Source organism: Pseudoleptotrichia goodfellowii (assembly GCF_007990505.1).
GTDB classification, from domain to species: domain Bacteria; phylum Fusobacteriota; class Fusobacteriia; order Fusobacteriales; family Leptotrichiaceae; genus Pseudoleptotrichia; species Pseudoleptotrichia goodfellowii.
Genome location: NZ_AP019822.1, coordinates 589,566 through 604,258 on the forward strand (window position 1 = coordinate 589,566; position 14,693 = coordinate 604,258).

Genomic DNA, 14,693 nt, shown 5'->3' on the forward strand with positions numbered 1-14,693 from the left:
ATATGATACATAGATTTTTTTGTATTATTGGGGTATAATAAAAGTGGAATTTTAAAAAATGGATAACAGCTGTCGGTATAAATAAATTAACTAAATTAATAATGTTGTTAAAAAATAATAAGAATTTTTAATAAGGAGAACAAAAATGAAACTGTTTTTTATGAATGATTACGGAAAAGGAGCACATCCTAAAGTTTTACAGAATTTAATTGATAATAATGAAAGTGTTCAGGTAGGATACGGATTTGATGAGTTGTCGAGTCGGGCAAAAGAGAAAATCAGAAAAGCCTGCAAAAGAAATAATGCGAAAATCTATTTTTTGACAGGCGGTACTCAAACTAATGCAGTAGTGATTAATTCGCTGCTTCGATCATATGAAGGAGTCATTTCGGCAAATACAGGACATATAAATGTACATGAAGCAGGTGCGATAGAAATAACAGGTCATAAAGTAATCGAATTACCTCACGAAGACGGGAAGTTGACATCTAAAGAAGTAAAAGAATATTTAGACGCATTTCATAAAGATGAAAATAAATCTCATATGGTAATGCCGGGAATGGTCTATATTTCTTTTCCTACAGAGTACGGAACATTGTATTCAAAACAGGAACTGAACAGTTTGTACCAGTTATGTCAGGAATACAGGATTCCTTTGTTTATTGACGGAGCAAGACTGGGATATGGACTTGCAGCACCCGAATGTGATATGGATTTACCGACTTTAGCAGGATTGTGTGATGTTTTTTATATAGGAGGCACTAAAATCGGAACTTTATCAGGAGAAGCCGTTGTTTTCAGTAATCCTGAAATTATGCCTGATAATTATGTGACGATTATTAAGCAAATGGGAGCATTGTTAGCAAAAGGGCGTTTGTTGGGAGCACAGTTTGATGCTCTGTTTACAGATGATCTGTATTTTGAAATAAGTAAAAATGCTATAAAAACTGCTCATTTATTAAAACAGACTTTGAAAGAAAAAGGTTATCGTTTTTACATTGATTCGCCGACAAATCAGCAGTTTATTATAATTGATAATGACAAAATGGACGAACTTCATGAAAAAGTCCAATTTGCCTATTGGGAAAAATACGACGAAAATCATACAATAATCCGTTTTGTAACAGACTGGTCCACAAAAGAAGAGGATGTACGTAAATTGATTGAGCTTTTATAGAGTTTTTCAGTTATAGTGAATAAAATAGAAATTAACGAAAAAGTACATTTATAAAAATGGGAAAGCAGAGTAAGTAAAAAAATATAGAAAATAGAGTTGAAAATATGCTAAAATAAAAAAAATTGTAAATAAAAATAACAACTGAAAATATTACATCTAATTAGTGTGTATCAAGTAAAGTTTATATTAGGAGTTATATAAATGAGTTTATATGAAAATTATGAGCATAAAATAAAAGAGATATACAGTGAACTGAGAAAATCAGAAAAAAAAGTAGCTGACTATATTTTAGCCAATAAGATTAAAATTGAGAAAATGGGATTGGAAGAGATAGCGGAAAACAGTAAAGTCAGTACACCGACAGTAATAAGATTTACAAAAGCTTTAGGTTATGAGGGATTTAAGGATTTTAAGACAGAACTTTTAAAATCGGGAAGACAAAACCAAAATGATTATGATAATATAGATTTATTATTGGACTTACATATTACAAAAAACGATAATCTGGAAGATATACCAATAAAACTCGTAGGACTTACAATAAAAGCATTGGAAGAAACTTTAAAATTTTTAAATTATGAAATTTACGAAGAAGCAATAAAATTGATAACAAATGCAAATACAATAGATATTTACGGAGTAGGAAATTCAGGAAGTATAGGAAATGATTTTGCAAGTAAATTATTAAGAATAGGGCTTAATTGCAGAGCATATCCTGATAACCATTTACAGCAACTGTGTGCCTGCCATTTGGGCAAAAAAGATTTGGCGATAGCAATATCTCATTCGGGAGAAACAAGAGATACTGTTGATGCTTTGAGAATAGCAAAGGAATCAGGAGCTAAAACGCTTGTATTAACTAATTTTAAAGCTTCGGTAATAACTAAATATGCAGATATTTCATTGTTTACAGGAGATACCGAAAGTACTTTTTACAGCGAAACAATGTCTTCAAGAATGTCGCAGCTGGCATTGGTTGATATGCTTTATATGGGAGTTTTGTTGAGTGATTATAACAAATATGCAAAAAGACTGGATAAAATAAATAATTTGACGATAGGAAAAATATATTAAATGACATATTAATTAGAAAAAGAGGTACAGAAAGTAATGTATCTCTTTTTTGTATTTTTTATACATATATCTATTGACTTTGTATAAAATCGTGGTATAATATTTTTGTAAATAAAATACATAAAAAAATATAAAAGTATAAAAAATACAAAATACAAAATAGGAGGATATGTTATGAGTAAAATGACTTTAACAGAAGTTGTAAAAAAAGGATTGAAAATGAAAAAAGAAGAAAGAGCTTCTATGCTTGGAATAGGTCCTATGTCAAAAATATTGATAAAAGCGAGTATTCTACTAGCGAAAGAAAAGGATTTTCCGTTAATATTTATAGCGAGCAGAAATCAGGTAGATTCTAAAGAATTAGGAGGAGGATATGTATGTAACTGGGATCAGAAAGCATTTTCAAACGCAATAAAAGAAATCGCAAATGAAGCAGGTTTTGACGGATTGTATTATTTATGCAGAGATCACGGAGGGCCTTGGCAAAGAGATAAAGAGAGAAAAGATCATCTTCCTGAAGAAGAAGCGATGAAGCTGGGAAAACAGTCATATATTGCCGATTTGGAAAACGGATTTGACTTGCTGCATATCGATCCTACAAAAGATCCTTATATTGTGGGAAAAGTTATAGATGTAAATGTAGTATTGAGAAGAACTGTAGAATTGATAGAATATGTGGAAAAGGAAAGAATAGCAAGAAAATTGCCGGAAATAAGCTATGAAGTAGGAACTGAAGAAACAAACGGAGGATTGACTTCAGTTGAATCGTATGAATTTTTTATTCAGGAGCTGTTAAAAGAATTGGATAAAAAAGGATTGCCACATCCATGTTTTATTGTAGGGCAAACAGGGACTTTAACAAGATTGACTGAAAATGTAGGGCATTTTAATGCAAAAGCTTCAAAAGAATTATCCGATGTTGCAAGAAAATATGAAGTAGGATTAAAAGAACACAATGGTGATTATCAGGATGAAGCAATTCTGTTGGCTCATCCGGCATTAGGAATAACTGCTATGAACGTAGCACCGGAATACGGGACTGTGGAAACAAGAGCATACTTAAAATTAGTAGAATTGGAAGAAATGCTTTTCGCAGAAGGAATAATTTCTAAAAAATCGAATTTGAAAAATTGTATCAGAAAAGAAGCTGTTGCAAGCAGAAGATGGGAAAAATGGATGACAGACGATACAGTTTCAAAATCTACAGAAGAACTTTTACGGGATGAAAATATTATAAATACAATAACTGATATAAGCGGACATTATACATTTAACAATGATAATGTAAAAAAAGAAATAGAAAATCTATTTGAAAATTTGGCGGAGGCAGGAGTAAATGCTGAAGAATATGTAATATACAAATTAAAAGAATCATTGGACAGATATGTAGAATGCTTTAATTTAAAAGGTTATACAAGCAGATTGAAAAAATAAACGGTGATTAAGTAAAATAAGATTTAAACGGCATTTACTTCTTATGGACAATAATAGAATATTGAAAATTTTAAATAAACAATAACAAAAAATAAAAATAAATAAAGAACTTGACAAAATAATAAAATGTGGTAAAACATATTAAAGAATAAAATTCACAAAGTACAAGGAGGTCTATTCGTGGTAAATGTAAGTGATTTAATAAATGAAAATCTTATTTATCTTAATTTTGATGCAGCTGATAAAGAAGCTGTGTTAAGCGGATTAGCTAAAATAATTTCAGAAGAGAAAAAGTTATGTGATGAAAAATATGGAGAAAAAGAAGCGTTGGAAGGTTATATAGGATCATTGCATGAAAGAGAGGAAACTTTTTCAACAGCTGTAGGATTTTCTTTTGCAATACCTCACGGGAAGTGTAAGTATGTAAAACAGGCATGTTTAGCTTATGCGAGATTAAATAATGAAATTTCGTGGGCTGATGATGAGAGTGCTAAACATATATTTATGATAGGTGTATCAGAAGAAAATGCAGGAAATGAGCATTTAGAGATTTTAATAAAATTATCTACAGCAATATTGGAAGATGATTTTAGAGAGAAACTGAATAAAGCTGAAACAGAATCGGAAGTAATGAAATTATTGAAAGATTATTCTTCTAAAGAAAGAACAGTTTAAAAATAAAATAATAAAAAGGATGTGGGAAAAATGAAAATAGTAGGAATAACTGCCTGCCCTTCAGGAGTGGCGCATACTTATATGGCAGCAGAAGCCTTGAAAAAAGCTGCGATAGCCAGAGGTCATGAAATAAAAGTTGAAACGCAGGGACAAATAGGATTGGAAAATGAAATTACTCAGGAAGAAGCAAATGCAGCTGATGTTGTAGTCTTAACAACAGACATAGGATTAAAAAATACGGAAAGATTTAACGGTAAACCTATTGTAAGAATAGGAATAAGTGATTTGGTAAAAAAGGCTCCGGCGTTAGTAGAAAAAATAGAAGAAGCATTGAAAAGCAGAAAATAATATAATTTGAAGAAATTTTGTGAATCAGCATTAAAAATAATATTTAATTTTAAAGAGGAGGAATTATGTTAGGATTGTTAAAAAATACCAAGCAACATTTAATGACCGGGGTTTCTTATATGATACCTTTTGTGGTTGCAGGTGGAGTTTTATTGGCATTAGCGGTTATGATTTCAGGTAAAGCGGCAGTTCCTGAAACGGGGTTTTTGAAAAATATGTCCGATATAGGTATAGCCGGATTGACGCTGTTTATTCCTGTTTTAGGAGGATTTATAGCTTATTCGATGGTAGACAGACCGGGGATAGGTCCGGGAATGATTGGAGCTTATTTGGCAAACAGTAAAGGAGGAGGTTTCTTAGGTGGAATAATAGCAGGGCTTATAGCCGGGATAGTTGTATATTATTTGAAAAAAATAAAAGTTCCCAAAGTAATGAGTTCTGTAATGCCTATATTTATAATTCCTTTAGTGGGAACGTTTATAGTGGGAATGATAATTCTGTTGTTCATAGGTGAACCTATAGGGGCGTTTATGAAAGGATTGGAAGTATGGTTGAGCGGAATGCAAAACAGTTCTAAAATTGTATTAGGTATAATATTGGGAGCAATGATTGCTTTTGATATGGGAGGTCCTCTTAATAAAACGGCATTCTTCTTTGCGGTAGCAATGATACCTACTAATCCGACATTAATGGCTGCAGTTGCTACAGCAGTATGTACACCGCCTTTAGGATTGGCATTAGCTACATTTGTTGCCAAAAATAAATTTACAGTTGCTGAACAGGAATCTGGAAAAGCTGCTTTAATAATGGGTTGTATAGGAATAACCGAAGGTGCGATTCCTTTTGCGGCAGCAGATCCTATAAGAGTTCTTCCTTCTATTATGGCAGGAGGTTCTGCAGCAGCGGTAACATCTTTATTATTAGGAGCGACAAATCAGGCAGCTTGGGGAGGATTGATAGTATTGCCTGTTGTTACTAACAGAATAGGTTATATAATAGCTGTTATAGTCGGATCAGTTGTTACTGCTCTTGTTGTGGCAGTGCTGAAGAAAACTCAAGAAAATAAAGTTGTTGTAGAAGAAAATACCAAAAATGAAGATCTTGAATTGGATATAACATTTTAATATATAATTAAAATTCGGATTATAAGAAAGTTGTCTCATAAATCTCTGAAATTCTGTAATCGGGGAAGAAACAAAAAACAGAGTGGAGGTTAGATTTCGTTTGAGACAACTTCTTTTAATTAAACAATTTTTATCCTGTATTTTTTTAATTCTTTTATTGCAGAGTCGGAAATATTACTGTCTGTGATAAGACAGTCAAACATTTTCAAATTTGAAAAATTATATTTCCCGTCCTGATCGATTTTTGATATTTCGGTAATTAAATATTTATTTTTACTTGTATTCATTATCGCTACTTTGGTTAGACCGTCATCCTGCTCATATGTAGAAACATTTCCGTTGTAAGTGTTGATTCCTATTGTACCGATAAAGCATCTGTCTACATTGAAATTATTGATTTGATTAATAGAAGAAATTCCTACAAAACCGTCAATGATATTGTTGCATGTGCCTCCTATTCCTATCAATTTTATTTTGGAGTCCGGATTTAGGGAGATAAGGTGCATGATATCAATCATATTGGTAATAACTGTTATTTCCCAGTTGTTTTTTATCAGCTCGTGAGCAAGAATATAATTTATGGAAGAAATATCCAAAAATATACTTTCTTTAGGCTTTAAAAATTTTAAAGCTTTTTGAGCTATTTTTTGTTTGGCATCCAGGTTTTTTGAAATTCTTGAAGTTATAGTTACTGTTTCTGCCAATTTTCTTTTTTTAACAGCTCCGCCGTAAGTTCTTTCCAAAATACCGTTTTCTTCAAGTTTGCTTAAATCTTTTCTTATAAGATCTTTTGAGACATTGAATTTTTTGCTTAATTTATTTACTTCGACTTTTCCTTCCTGATTGATGAGATGTATTATTTCGTCCAGCCTTTCAGATACAAACATAAATTTGACCTCCTGAATTTATTTATCTTTTTTATTAATTAAAATTATAATATTATTATATATCATAGAAATATTATTATCAATATAAAATAAAAACAATAATAAACAATAAAAAACTTGACAAAATAATAAAAAGAATGTAATATAAAATTAGAATAAAAAGTTTAATAGATTGTAGTGGAAATTTGAAACGGAGGGATTATTTTATGAATGAAAGAATCGAATTTTTAAAGAAGGAATTATTCAAAAATAAAAGAGAAATTTCAACTGAAAGAGCAGTTTTTTACACAGAAAGCCATAAAGAAACTGTCGATGAACCTGAAATAATAAGAAGAGCAAAAGCAACAAAAAATATTTTGGAAAAAATGGAAATATCTATACGTGAAAAAGAGTTGATAGCAGGTAACAGGACTATAAAACCGAGATCCGGAATTATTTCTCCTGAAATGGATCCTTATTGGATTATGAAAGAAATAGATACCATGGCAACGAGACCTCAGGATCAGTTTATATTTACTGAAAAAGATAAAAAAATATTTACTGAAAGTCTTTATCCTTATTGGAAAGATAAATCCCTAAAAGATTCTTTAAACGGAATAATACCTGAATATATCAGAAAAGCCGTGAATGAAAAAATAGTTAATCTGAATCAGACTGATAAGGGACAAGGGCATATAATACCTGACTTTGAGTCAGTTTTAAAGAACGGATACGGAAAGATAAGAGATGAAGTAAAAGAAAAGGTGGAAAATAATCCTGAAAATGAATTTTATAAAGCATCTTTAATAACATTGGAAGCCACAATCAGTCATATAAAAAGATATGAAGAATTGGCTCAAAAAATGGCTTCAGAAGAAAAAGACGAAAACAGAAAAAAAGAATTACAGAAAATATCGGAAATATCAGGAAAAATAGCTACAGAACCTGCCGAAACATTCTTGGAAGCATTGCAGCTGTTATGGTATACAAGTATAGTTTTACAAATGGAATCCAATGCCAGTTCGATTTCTTTAGGAAGAATAGATCAATATCTTTATCCTTATTATAAAAACGATATAGAAAAGGGAGAAGATAAAGAAAAATTAAAAGAATATCTTGAAGCATTTTATATAAAAACTAATGATGTAGTATTGTTAAGAAGCGAACACAGTGCTAAATTTTTTGCAGGATTTCCTTCTGGATATACAGCTTTATTAGGAGGAGTAAACATATACGGACAGTCTGCCGTAAATGAACTATCATATTTGTGTTTGGAAGCATATCATGACATACGTTTACCTCAACCGAATCTGGGAATAAGAGTAAATGATATTGAGCCTAAAAAATTTATTAAGAAAACTTGTGAAACAATAGCTTTGGGAACAGGGATTCCTCAATTGTTTAACGATGAAGTAGTTATACCGTCATTTTTATCAAGAGGAGTTTCGCTTGAAGATGCGAGAGATTATTCAGTTGTGGGATGTGTAGAGCTTTCTATTCCGGGGAAAACATACGGATTACATGATATAGCGATGTTAAATATATTGAAAATAATGGAAAAAGTTCTTTATAATAACGAAAATTCCGAAAATTTAACTTTGGATAAAATAAATGAGGAAATAAAAGAATCTATTTCCTATTATGTAAAATTAATGGCTGAAGGAAGTAATATTGTAGATGAGGGACATAAAAAATATGCTCCTGTACCTTTACTTTCTACGATAGTAAAAGATTCTCTTGAAAAGGGAAAAGATATAACTGCCGGAGGAGCAAGATATAATTTTTCAGGAGTTCAGGGAATCGGATTGCCTAATTTATGTGATTCGTTAATGATAATAAAAAAATTCGTTTTCGATGAAAAAAAATATACATTTAAAGAAGTTATCGAGGCATTAAAAAATAACTATGAAGGAAATATTTATGAAAAAATGAAAAATGAATTCATAAGTGATGAAACAAAATACGGAAATGACATAGATGAAGTTGATAATATAAGTGTGGAAGTATTGAGATATTACTGTAAAGAAGTAGAAAAATATAAAAACCCGAGAGGAGGAATATTCATACCCGGTTCATATACAGTTTCGGCACATATTCCTTTAGGAGAAGTAGTGGGAGCTACTCCTGACGGCAGACTTTCAGGTGAGCAATTGGCAGATGGAGGATTGTCTCCTATGTTCGGTAGAGATATATTCGGACCGACAGCTGTTTTAAAAAGTTTAAGTAAATTGGATAATGTTCTTCTGACTAACGGAAGTTTACTGAATGTAAAATTAAGTCCTTCAGCCGTAAAAACCGAAGAGGGAATAAATAAATTTGTAAACTTTATTTATGCGTATATGAAATTAAAACTGACACATATTCAGTTTAATGTAATAGGAGTCGAAACATTGAAAAAAGCACAAGTTGAACCTGAAAAGTACGGAAACCTTGTCGTAAGAGTTGCCGGATACAGTGCTTTCTTCAGTGAATTAAATAAAAAAATACAGGACGACATTATTCACAGAACAGAACACGGATTATAATAAAAAATAAGATATAGAGAGGAGAGATATATCTTAAAAATTATGAATAACAGAAAAGGATTAATATTTAATATTCAGAGATATTCTTTAAATGACGGAGAAGGGATAAGAACCATAGTATTTTTTAAAGGATGTCCGTTAAGATGTCCGTGGTGTTCCAATCCTGAATCTCAAAGTTTTGAAACAGAGTATATGAAAAGCAATGTGAATGGAAATATAAAAACAATAGGAAAATGGTATACTGTTGATGAAATAATAAAGGAGGTATTGAAAGACGAAGTGTTTTTTAATACTTCCGGTGGAGGAGTAACACTTTCAGGAGGAGAAGTTTTAGCTCAAGGAGAATTTATAGAAGAACTTTTAAAAGAATTAAAAGAAAATGATATAAATACTGCAATAGAAACTTGCGGATACGGGAGTATAAATGTGTTAAAAAAAATACTGCTCTATGTGGATACTGTTTTCTTTGATTTGAAAATAACAAATAATCAAAAATCAAAAGAAATTATAAAAGGAGATTTTGATACAATAAAGAAAAACTTTATAGAATCAACTAAAAGTAATAGAGTAATACCGAGAGTGCCTTATATACCTGGATATACAGATGATATTGAAAATATAGATGAGATATTAAATATTGTGAAAAAATGTAATTTAAAAGAAATTCATGTTTTACCTTATCATAATTACGGAATGTCCAAATATGAAGGATTGGGTCGGGAATATGAACTGAAAAATACTGAAATTCCTAAAAAAGAAACTATGGAAAAAATAAAAAAATATATAGAAAACAAAGGCTTTAAAGTAATAATAGGAGGTTAGAATGGAATATTTTTTAGATACGGCTGATATTGAAGCTATTAAGAGAATTAACGAAATTTTTCCTTTGAAAGGAGTAACTACAAATCCTTCGATAATTGCAAAGGAAAAAAGAGATTTTAAAGATATTATAAATGATATTTATAATATTATAGGAAAAGAGAAAGTTGTTCATGCACAGGCAGTAGGTTCTACAGCTGATATTATTGTAAAGGAAGTAAATTTACTGAGAGATACTTTCGGAGAAAATATTTATGCAAAAATTCCGGTAACTTTTGAAGGAATAAAAGCAATGAAAATTCTTTCAAAAGACGGACATAAAATAACTGCAACGGGGATATTGTCCTCTCAGCAAATAATAATGGCTGCTGAAGCAGGTGCGGAATACATGGCTCCTTATATAAACAGATCGGATAATATAGGAGAAAGCGGAGTAGAAATAGTGAGAGATGCTTATAAAATATTGGAAAAGATAAAAAAAAGCGATGAAGAATGTTTGAAAAAATATAAAAGAGTATTTGAACCGAAAATATTGGGAGCATCTTTTAAAAATGTAAGACAGGTACATGAAACAATGTTAGCAGGATCAAAATCAGTAACGGTTTCTCCTGATATATTTGAAAGACTTATATATCATCCTTATACTGACTGGAGTATGGATACTTTTAATTCCGATTGGGAAAAAGTATACGGAGAGAAGAATTTACTTGATTTATTATAAAGAATTTACTAAAAATATTAGAATCCTCTTTGTAGAGTTGTATCTAAATTTTTGAAATTTGCTGATTATGAAAATATCTGAATTTTTTGAAAATACAGTTTCTGTATTTTTAAGAGAACTTTTATTAAAGTATATTTTACAGCTCATTCTGTTTAATATACTTTTTATTTTAAAACTATAAAATGAAAAGTTTTTCAAAAAGTGTTAGCAAATTGTGAAAAAAATTTTCTTTTTGCTATTGACTTTTTTTAAAATTGTGGTATAACATTGTTAACAAATAACGAACAGACAAAACAGATTACTAACAAATTGTTATTATTTTAATAAATTTTTAGGAGGAAAAAATGGCTAAGTTAGACGAAATTACAAGAGAATCTTGGATTTTAAGTACTTTTCCCGAATGGGGAACATGGTTAAACGAAGAAATTGAAGAGACAAAAGTTGAACCCGGAACAGTAGCAATGTGGTGGCTTGGAAACATGGGATTATGGGTAAAAACCGAAGGAAATGCAAATATTTGCATGGATTTGTGGGTTGCCACAGGAAAAAGATCGGCAAAAAATAAATTGATGAAACCTAAACATCAACATCAGAGAGCAGTAGGATGTGTAGCATTACAACCGAATTTGAGAACAACCCCTTGTGTTATAGATCCTTTTGCAATAAAAGATTTGGATGCTTTACTTGCAACACATTCTCACAGTGATCATATAGATCAGAATGTAGCTGCTGCAGTTTTAAAAAATTGTCCTGAAGCGAAATTTATCGGGCCTAAAACTTGTACAGATATTTGGAGAAAATGGGGAGTTCCTGAAGAAAGACTTGTAACTGTAAGACCTGGAGAAGAATTAACTATTAAAGATGCAAAAATAAAAATGTTGGAATCTTTTGACAGAACAATGTTACTTACAGTTGCAGAAGATGTTGTTTTAAAAGATAAATTACCGCCTGATATGGATGATATGGCAGTAAACTATTTGATAGAAACAACAGGCGGAAATATCTATAATGCCGGAGATTCTCACCATTCAAATTATTTTGTGAAACACGGAAACGAAAATAAAGTCGATGTAGCTTTTGTAGGATACGGAGAAAATCCTAGAGGAATGACTGATAAATTAACTTCTTCAGACGTGTTGAGAGTGGCTGAAGAGTTGAAAACACAAGTAGTTATACCTTTACATCATGATATTTGGTCCAACTTTATGGCTGATCCTAAAGAAATTACATTATTATGGAACTACAGAAAAGACAGAATGAAATATAAATTTAAACCTTATATATGGCAACCTGGAGGGAAATTTGTATTCCCTGATAATAAAGACGATATGGAATACATGTATCCGAGAGGATTTGAAGACGCATTTACAATAGAGCCTGATTTGCCGTTTAAATCGTTCTTATAATTACATTGTGAGGGCTCATTGCGACCCTCATACTCCCGCTATCGGCGTTCTACGCGACTGCGCCGACTCCGAAAATGCGGGGGGCTTAAAAAATTAATATAAAAGAAGAAAAAGGAGAATAAGAAAATGAATATTTTATTATTAATTGGAACATGGTTCGGGAAGAATATCCTGACTAAACCGGAATTTTTTGTAGGGTTATTGGTATTTATAGGTTATCTTTTCATGGGTAAAAAAATATATGAAGCAGTTGGAGGATTTATTAAAGCAACTGTAGGATATATGATATTAAACGTAGGTGCTGGGGGACTGGTAACAACTTTCAGACCGATACTGGCAGCATTAAAGACAAAATTTGAACTTGAAGCGGCAGTTATAGATCCGTATTTCGGATTACAGGCTGTAGATGATGCGATTAAAGGACTTATTGCTCAGGATCCTACGAAATCTAATTTGGCAGCTTCAGTTATGATGGCATTATTAATAGGATTCATAATAAATATAATATTGGTATTATTAAGAAAAATAACAAAAGTAAGAACTTTATTTATAACAGGTCATATTATGCAACAGCAAGCTTCAACAGCGGCTTGGATGATATTCTTTTTATTTCCTCAATTTCAAAATATTAAGGGAGTAATTTTGGTAGGAATTTTTGCAGGAATATACTGGGCTGTAGGGTCTAATTTGTCAGTAGAGCCTACTCAAAGATTAACAGGTAATGCAGGGTTTGCAATCGGGCACCAACAAATGTTCGCAATCTGGTTGGCAGATAAATTGGCACCGAAATTAGGGAATCCTAAAAAGAAACTTGATGATTTGAAATTACCTAAATGGTTGTCAATGCTGCATGACGATATAATTGCAACAGGATTAATAATGATAATATTTTTCGGAATAATAATGTGGGTATTAGGACCTGAATTCTTTACTGCAAAATTTGGAAAGTGTGTAATTGAAAACGGAGTACAAACTTGTCCTGTAGTAAACCCTAACGGAGTTACGGCAGGAGCATTTGATCCTAAAAAATTATCATTCGGAACTTATATTGTTTCAACAACATTATTGTTTGCTGTTTATTTGACAATATTAAAAACAGGAGTTAGAATGTTTGTGTCTGAATTGACATTGTCATTCCAGGGAATTTCAAATAAAATATTACCGGGATCATTACCTGCAGTTGACTGTGCGGCTTCTTACGGATTCGGTTCACCAAGTGCAGTATTGTTCGGATTCCTTGTAGGAACAATAGCTCAATTTATTTCAATAGCAGGATTGCTAATATTCAAATCGCCTGTATTTATAATAACAGGATTTGTTCCGGTATTCTTTGATAATGCGACTATTGCAGTTTATGCTGATAAACGTGGAGGAGCAAGAGCTGCATTGATTTTATCCGCTTTATCAGGAGTATTACAGGTATTATGCGGAGCGGCAGCAGTAATGTTATTCCACTTAAAAGGCGGATGGCATGGAAATATTGACCAAAGTACAGTATGGTTGGCTCAAGGATATATAATGAAATATTTAGGAGTAATAGGTTATGCATTGGTAATTATTTTAATGTTACTAATTCCTCAAATTCAATATATAAAAGCTAAAAATAAAGAGCAATATTATGAAGGAACTGTTGATTTAGTAGAAGAAGAATATTAAAAAACAAAGGAAGAAAAAAGTATTTGATAATAAAATAGATAAGAGAATATTTATATTCTAAAATTAAATAAGGAAGTGGTTTTAAATGTTAAAAGTGTTGGCAGTTTGCGGAAGCGGAATGGGAACAAGTATGATTATGAAAATGAAAGTATCACAGGTATTGAAAAAATTAAACGTTGATGCTGATGTAAACTCATGCAGTATGGGTGAAGCTAAATCAGGACTTGCAAATTATGATTTGGTTTTGGCGTCTACTCATATAATCAAAGACTTAAAAGGAGGACCTAATACTAAAATGGTCGGACTTTTAAATTTGCTTGATGCAAATGAATTGGAAACAAAATTAAAAGAAGTAGGAATCGGATAAGTCTGATTTAAAATAAAACTGAATTTAAAAAATTAAAATTTGGAGGATAAAATGACTTTACTTGATTCACTGAAGGAAAATAATTCCGTCGGATTGAAAAAAGAAGCGAAAACATGGGAAGAAGCTATAGAAGCTTGCATGCAGCCGCTTCTTGATAAAGGGACTGTACAGAGAAAGTATGTAGATGCTATTATAGAAAGAACTAAAGAATTGGGACCTTTCTATATATTGGCTCCGGGACTTGCAATGCCCCATGAAAGACCTGAAATGGGAGTAAACAAAGATTGTTTCAGTTTTGTTACGTTAAAAGAACCTGTGACTTTTCCTGACGGACAGGAAGTAGATATACTGATAGGGCTTGCAGCGACAAGTACCGATATACATAACGGAGAAGCTATTCCTCAGATAGTTATGCTTTTTGATGATGATTCGGTATTTGATAAAATCAGAGCTGCAAAAGTTCCTGAAGATATTTACAAAATGATTGAAAGTAAATTATAA

The 14,693-nt window shown here is 31.5% G+C and carries 14 protein-coding genes; 13 read left to right on the forward strand and 1 reads right to left on the reverse strand.

What is annotated here, in order from left to right; genetic code table 11:
* The first annotated feature begins 145 nt into the window (after positions 1-145).
* The 6 genes from FVE72_RS02985 (at position 146) to FVE72_RS03010 (ending at position 5,832) form a co-directional block, all read left to right on the forward strand.
* The gene (locus FVE72_RS02985) at positions 146-1,177 is read left to right on the forward strand and encodes a threonine aldolase family protein (RefSeq protein ID WP_026737198.1); all 1,032 of its coding nucleotides are present in this window, start codon (positions 146-148) and stop codon (positions 1,175-1,177) included.
* A gap of 201 nt (positions 1,178-1,378) precedes the next feature.
* Entirely contained in the window at positions 1,379-2,251 is an 873-nt protein-coding gene (locus FVE72_RS02990; protein ID WP_026737199.1) for a MurR/RpiR family transcriptional regulator, read from the forward strand.
* Between the two features lie 174 nt (positions 2,252-2,425).
* Positions 2,426-3,685 carry a class II D-tagatose-bisphosphate aldolase non-catalytic subunit gene (locus tag FVE72_RS02995; RefSeq protein ID WP_026737200.1) on the forward strand — a complete coding sequence of 420 codons (1,260 nt, stop codon included), beginning with the start codon at positions 2,426-2,428 and terminating at the stop codon, positions 3,683-3,685.
* A 180-nt stretch (positions 3,686-3,865) separates the two neighbouring features.
* The gene (locus FVE72_RS03000) at positions 3,866-4,360 is read left to right on the forward strand and encodes a PTS sugar transporter subunit IIA (protein ID WP_026737201.1); all 495 of its coding nucleotides are present in this window, start codon (positions 3,866-3,868) and stop codon (positions 4,358-4,360) included.
* Positions 4,361-4,390: 30 nt separating this feature from the next.
* Entirely contained in the window at positions 4,391-4,708 is a 318-nt protein-coding gene (locus FVE72_RS03005; protein ID WP_006808537.1) for a PTS fructose-like transporter subunit IIB, read from the forward strand.
* Positions 4,709-4,773: 65 nt separating this feature from the next.
* Positions 4,774-5,832 carry a PTS fructose transporter subunit EIIC gene (locus tag FVE72_RS03010; RefSeq protein ID WP_026737202.1) on the forward strand — a complete coding sequence of 353 codons (1,059 nt, stop codon included), beginning with the start codon at positions 4,774-4,776 and terminating at the stop codon, positions 5,830-5,832.
* Positions 5,833-5,951: 119 nt separating this feature from the next.
* Here FVE72_RS03010 and FVE72_RS03015 read toward each other — a convergent pair whose 3' ends face one another.
* Positions 5,952-6,719: a DeoR/GlpR family DNA-binding transcription regulator gene (locus FVE72_RS03015; RefSeq protein ID WP_026737203.1), complete on the reverse strand. Its 768-nt coding sequence runs from the start codon at positions 6,717-6,719 to the stop codon at positions 5,952-5,954.
* 206 nt (positions 6,720-6,925) lie between these two features.
* Here FVE72_RS03015 and FVE72_RS03020 point away from each other — a divergent pair, with 206 nt between their 5' ends.
* The 7 genes from FVE72_RS03020 to FVE72_RS03050 all read left to right on the forward strand — a co-directional run bounded on the left by FVE72_RS03020 (position 6,926) and on the right by FVE72_RS03050 (position 14,693).
* Complete coding sequence (locus FVE72_RS03020) at positions 6,926-9,223, forward strand: formate C-acetyltransferase (protein WP_026737204.1); 2,298 nt, start codon at positions 6,926-6,928, stop codon at positions 9,221-9,223.
* A 42-nt stretch (positions 9,224-9,265) separates the two neighbouring features.
* The gene (locus FVE72_RS03025; RefSeq protein ID WP_026737205.1) at positions 9,266-10,045 is read left to right on the forward strand and encodes a glycyl-radical enzyme activating protein; all 780 of its coding nucleotides are present in this window, start codon (positions 9,266-9,268) and stop codon (positions 10,043-10,045) included.
* Between the two features lies 1 nt (position 10,046).
* Positions 10,047-10,763 carry a transaldolase family protein gene (locus FVE72_RS03030; RefSeq protein ID WP_026737206.1) on the forward strand — a complete coding sequence of 239 codons (717 nt, stop codon included), beginning with the start codon at positions 10,047-10,049 and terminating at the stop codon, positions 10,761-10,763.
* A gap of 344 nt (positions 10,764-11,107) precedes the next feature.
* Positions 11,108-12,169, forward strand: a complete 1,062-nt coding sequence (gene ulaG / locus FVE72_RS03035) for an L-ascorbate 6-phosphate lactonase (protein WP_026737207.1) — start codon at positions 11,108-11,110, stop codon at positions 12,167-12,169.
* Between the two features lie 126 nt (positions 12,170-12,295).
* Positions 12,296-13,825, forward strand: coding sequence for a PTS ascorbate transporter subunit IIC (locus tag FVE72_RS03040; protein ID WP_026737208.1), 1,530 nt, complete (start codon positions 12,296-12,298; stop codon positions 13,823-13,825).
* 85 nt (positions 13,826-13,910) lie between these two features.
* Complete coding sequence (locus tag FVE72_RS03045) at positions 13,911-14,192, forward strand: PTS sugar transporter subunit IIB (protein ID WP_026737209.1); 282 nt, start codon at positions 13,911-13,913, stop codon at positions 14,190-14,192.
* A 51-nt stretch (positions 14,193-14,243) separates the two neighbouring features.
* On the forward strand, positions 14,244-14,693 hold the full coding sequence (locus FVE72_RS03050; protein WP_036056046.1) for a PTS sugar transporter subunit IIA: 450 nt from the start codon (positions 14,244-14,246) through the stop codon (positions 14,691-14,693).

Bases quoted from the DNA above. Each gene is read 5' to 3' on its own strand.
- FVE72_RS02985 (WP_026737198.1), top strand. From the start codon at position 146: ATGAAACTGTTTTTTATGAATGATTACGGAAAAGGAGCACATCCTAAA.
- FVE72_RS02990 (WP_026737199.1), top strand. From the start codon at position 1,379: ATGAGTTTATATGAAAATTATGAGCATAAAATAAAAGAGATATACAGT.
- FVE72_RS02995 (WP_026737200.1), top strand. From the start codon at position 2,426: ATGAGTAAAATGACTTTAACAGAAGTTGTAAAAAAAGGATTGAAAATG.
- FVE72_RS03005 (WP_006808537.1), top strand. From the start codon at position 4,391: ATGAAAATAGTAGGAATAACTGCCTGCCCTTCAGGAGTGGCGCATACT.
- FVE72_RS03010 (WP_026737202.1), top strand. From the start codon at position 4,774: ATGTTAGGATTGTTAAAAAATACCAAGCAACATTTAATGACCGGGGTT.
- FVE72_RS03015 (WP_026737203.1), bottom strand. From the start codon at position 6,719: ATGTTTGTATCTGAAAGGCTGGACGAAATAATACATCTCATCAATCAG.
- FVE72_RS03020 (WP_026737204.1), top strand. From the start codon at position 6,926: ATGAATGAAAGAATCGAATTTTTAAAGAAGGAATTATTCAAAAATAAA.
- FVE72_RS03025 (WP_026737205.1), top strand. From the start codon at position 9,266: ATGAATAACAGAAAAGGATTAATATTTAATATTCAGAGATATTCTTTA.
- FVE72_RS03030 (WP_026737206.1), top strand. From the start codon at position 10,047: ATGGAATATTTTTTAGATACGGCTGATATTGAAGCTATTAAGAGAATT.
- ulaG (WP_026737207.1), top strand. From the start codon at position 11,108: ATGGCTAAGTTAGACGAAATTACAAGAGAATCTTGGATTTTAAGTACT.
- FVE72_RS03040 (WP_026737208.1), top strand. From the start codon at position 12,296: ATGAATATTTTATTATTAATTGGAACATGGTTCGGGAAGAATATCCTG.
- FVE72_RS03045 (WP_026737209.1), top strand. From the start codon at position 13,911: ATGTTAAAAGTGTTGGCAGTTTGCGGAAGCGGAATGGGAACAAGTATG.
- FVE72_RS03050 (WP_036056046.1), top strand. From the start codon at position 14,244: ATGACTTTACTTGATTCACTGAAGGAAAATAATTCCGTCGGATTGAAA.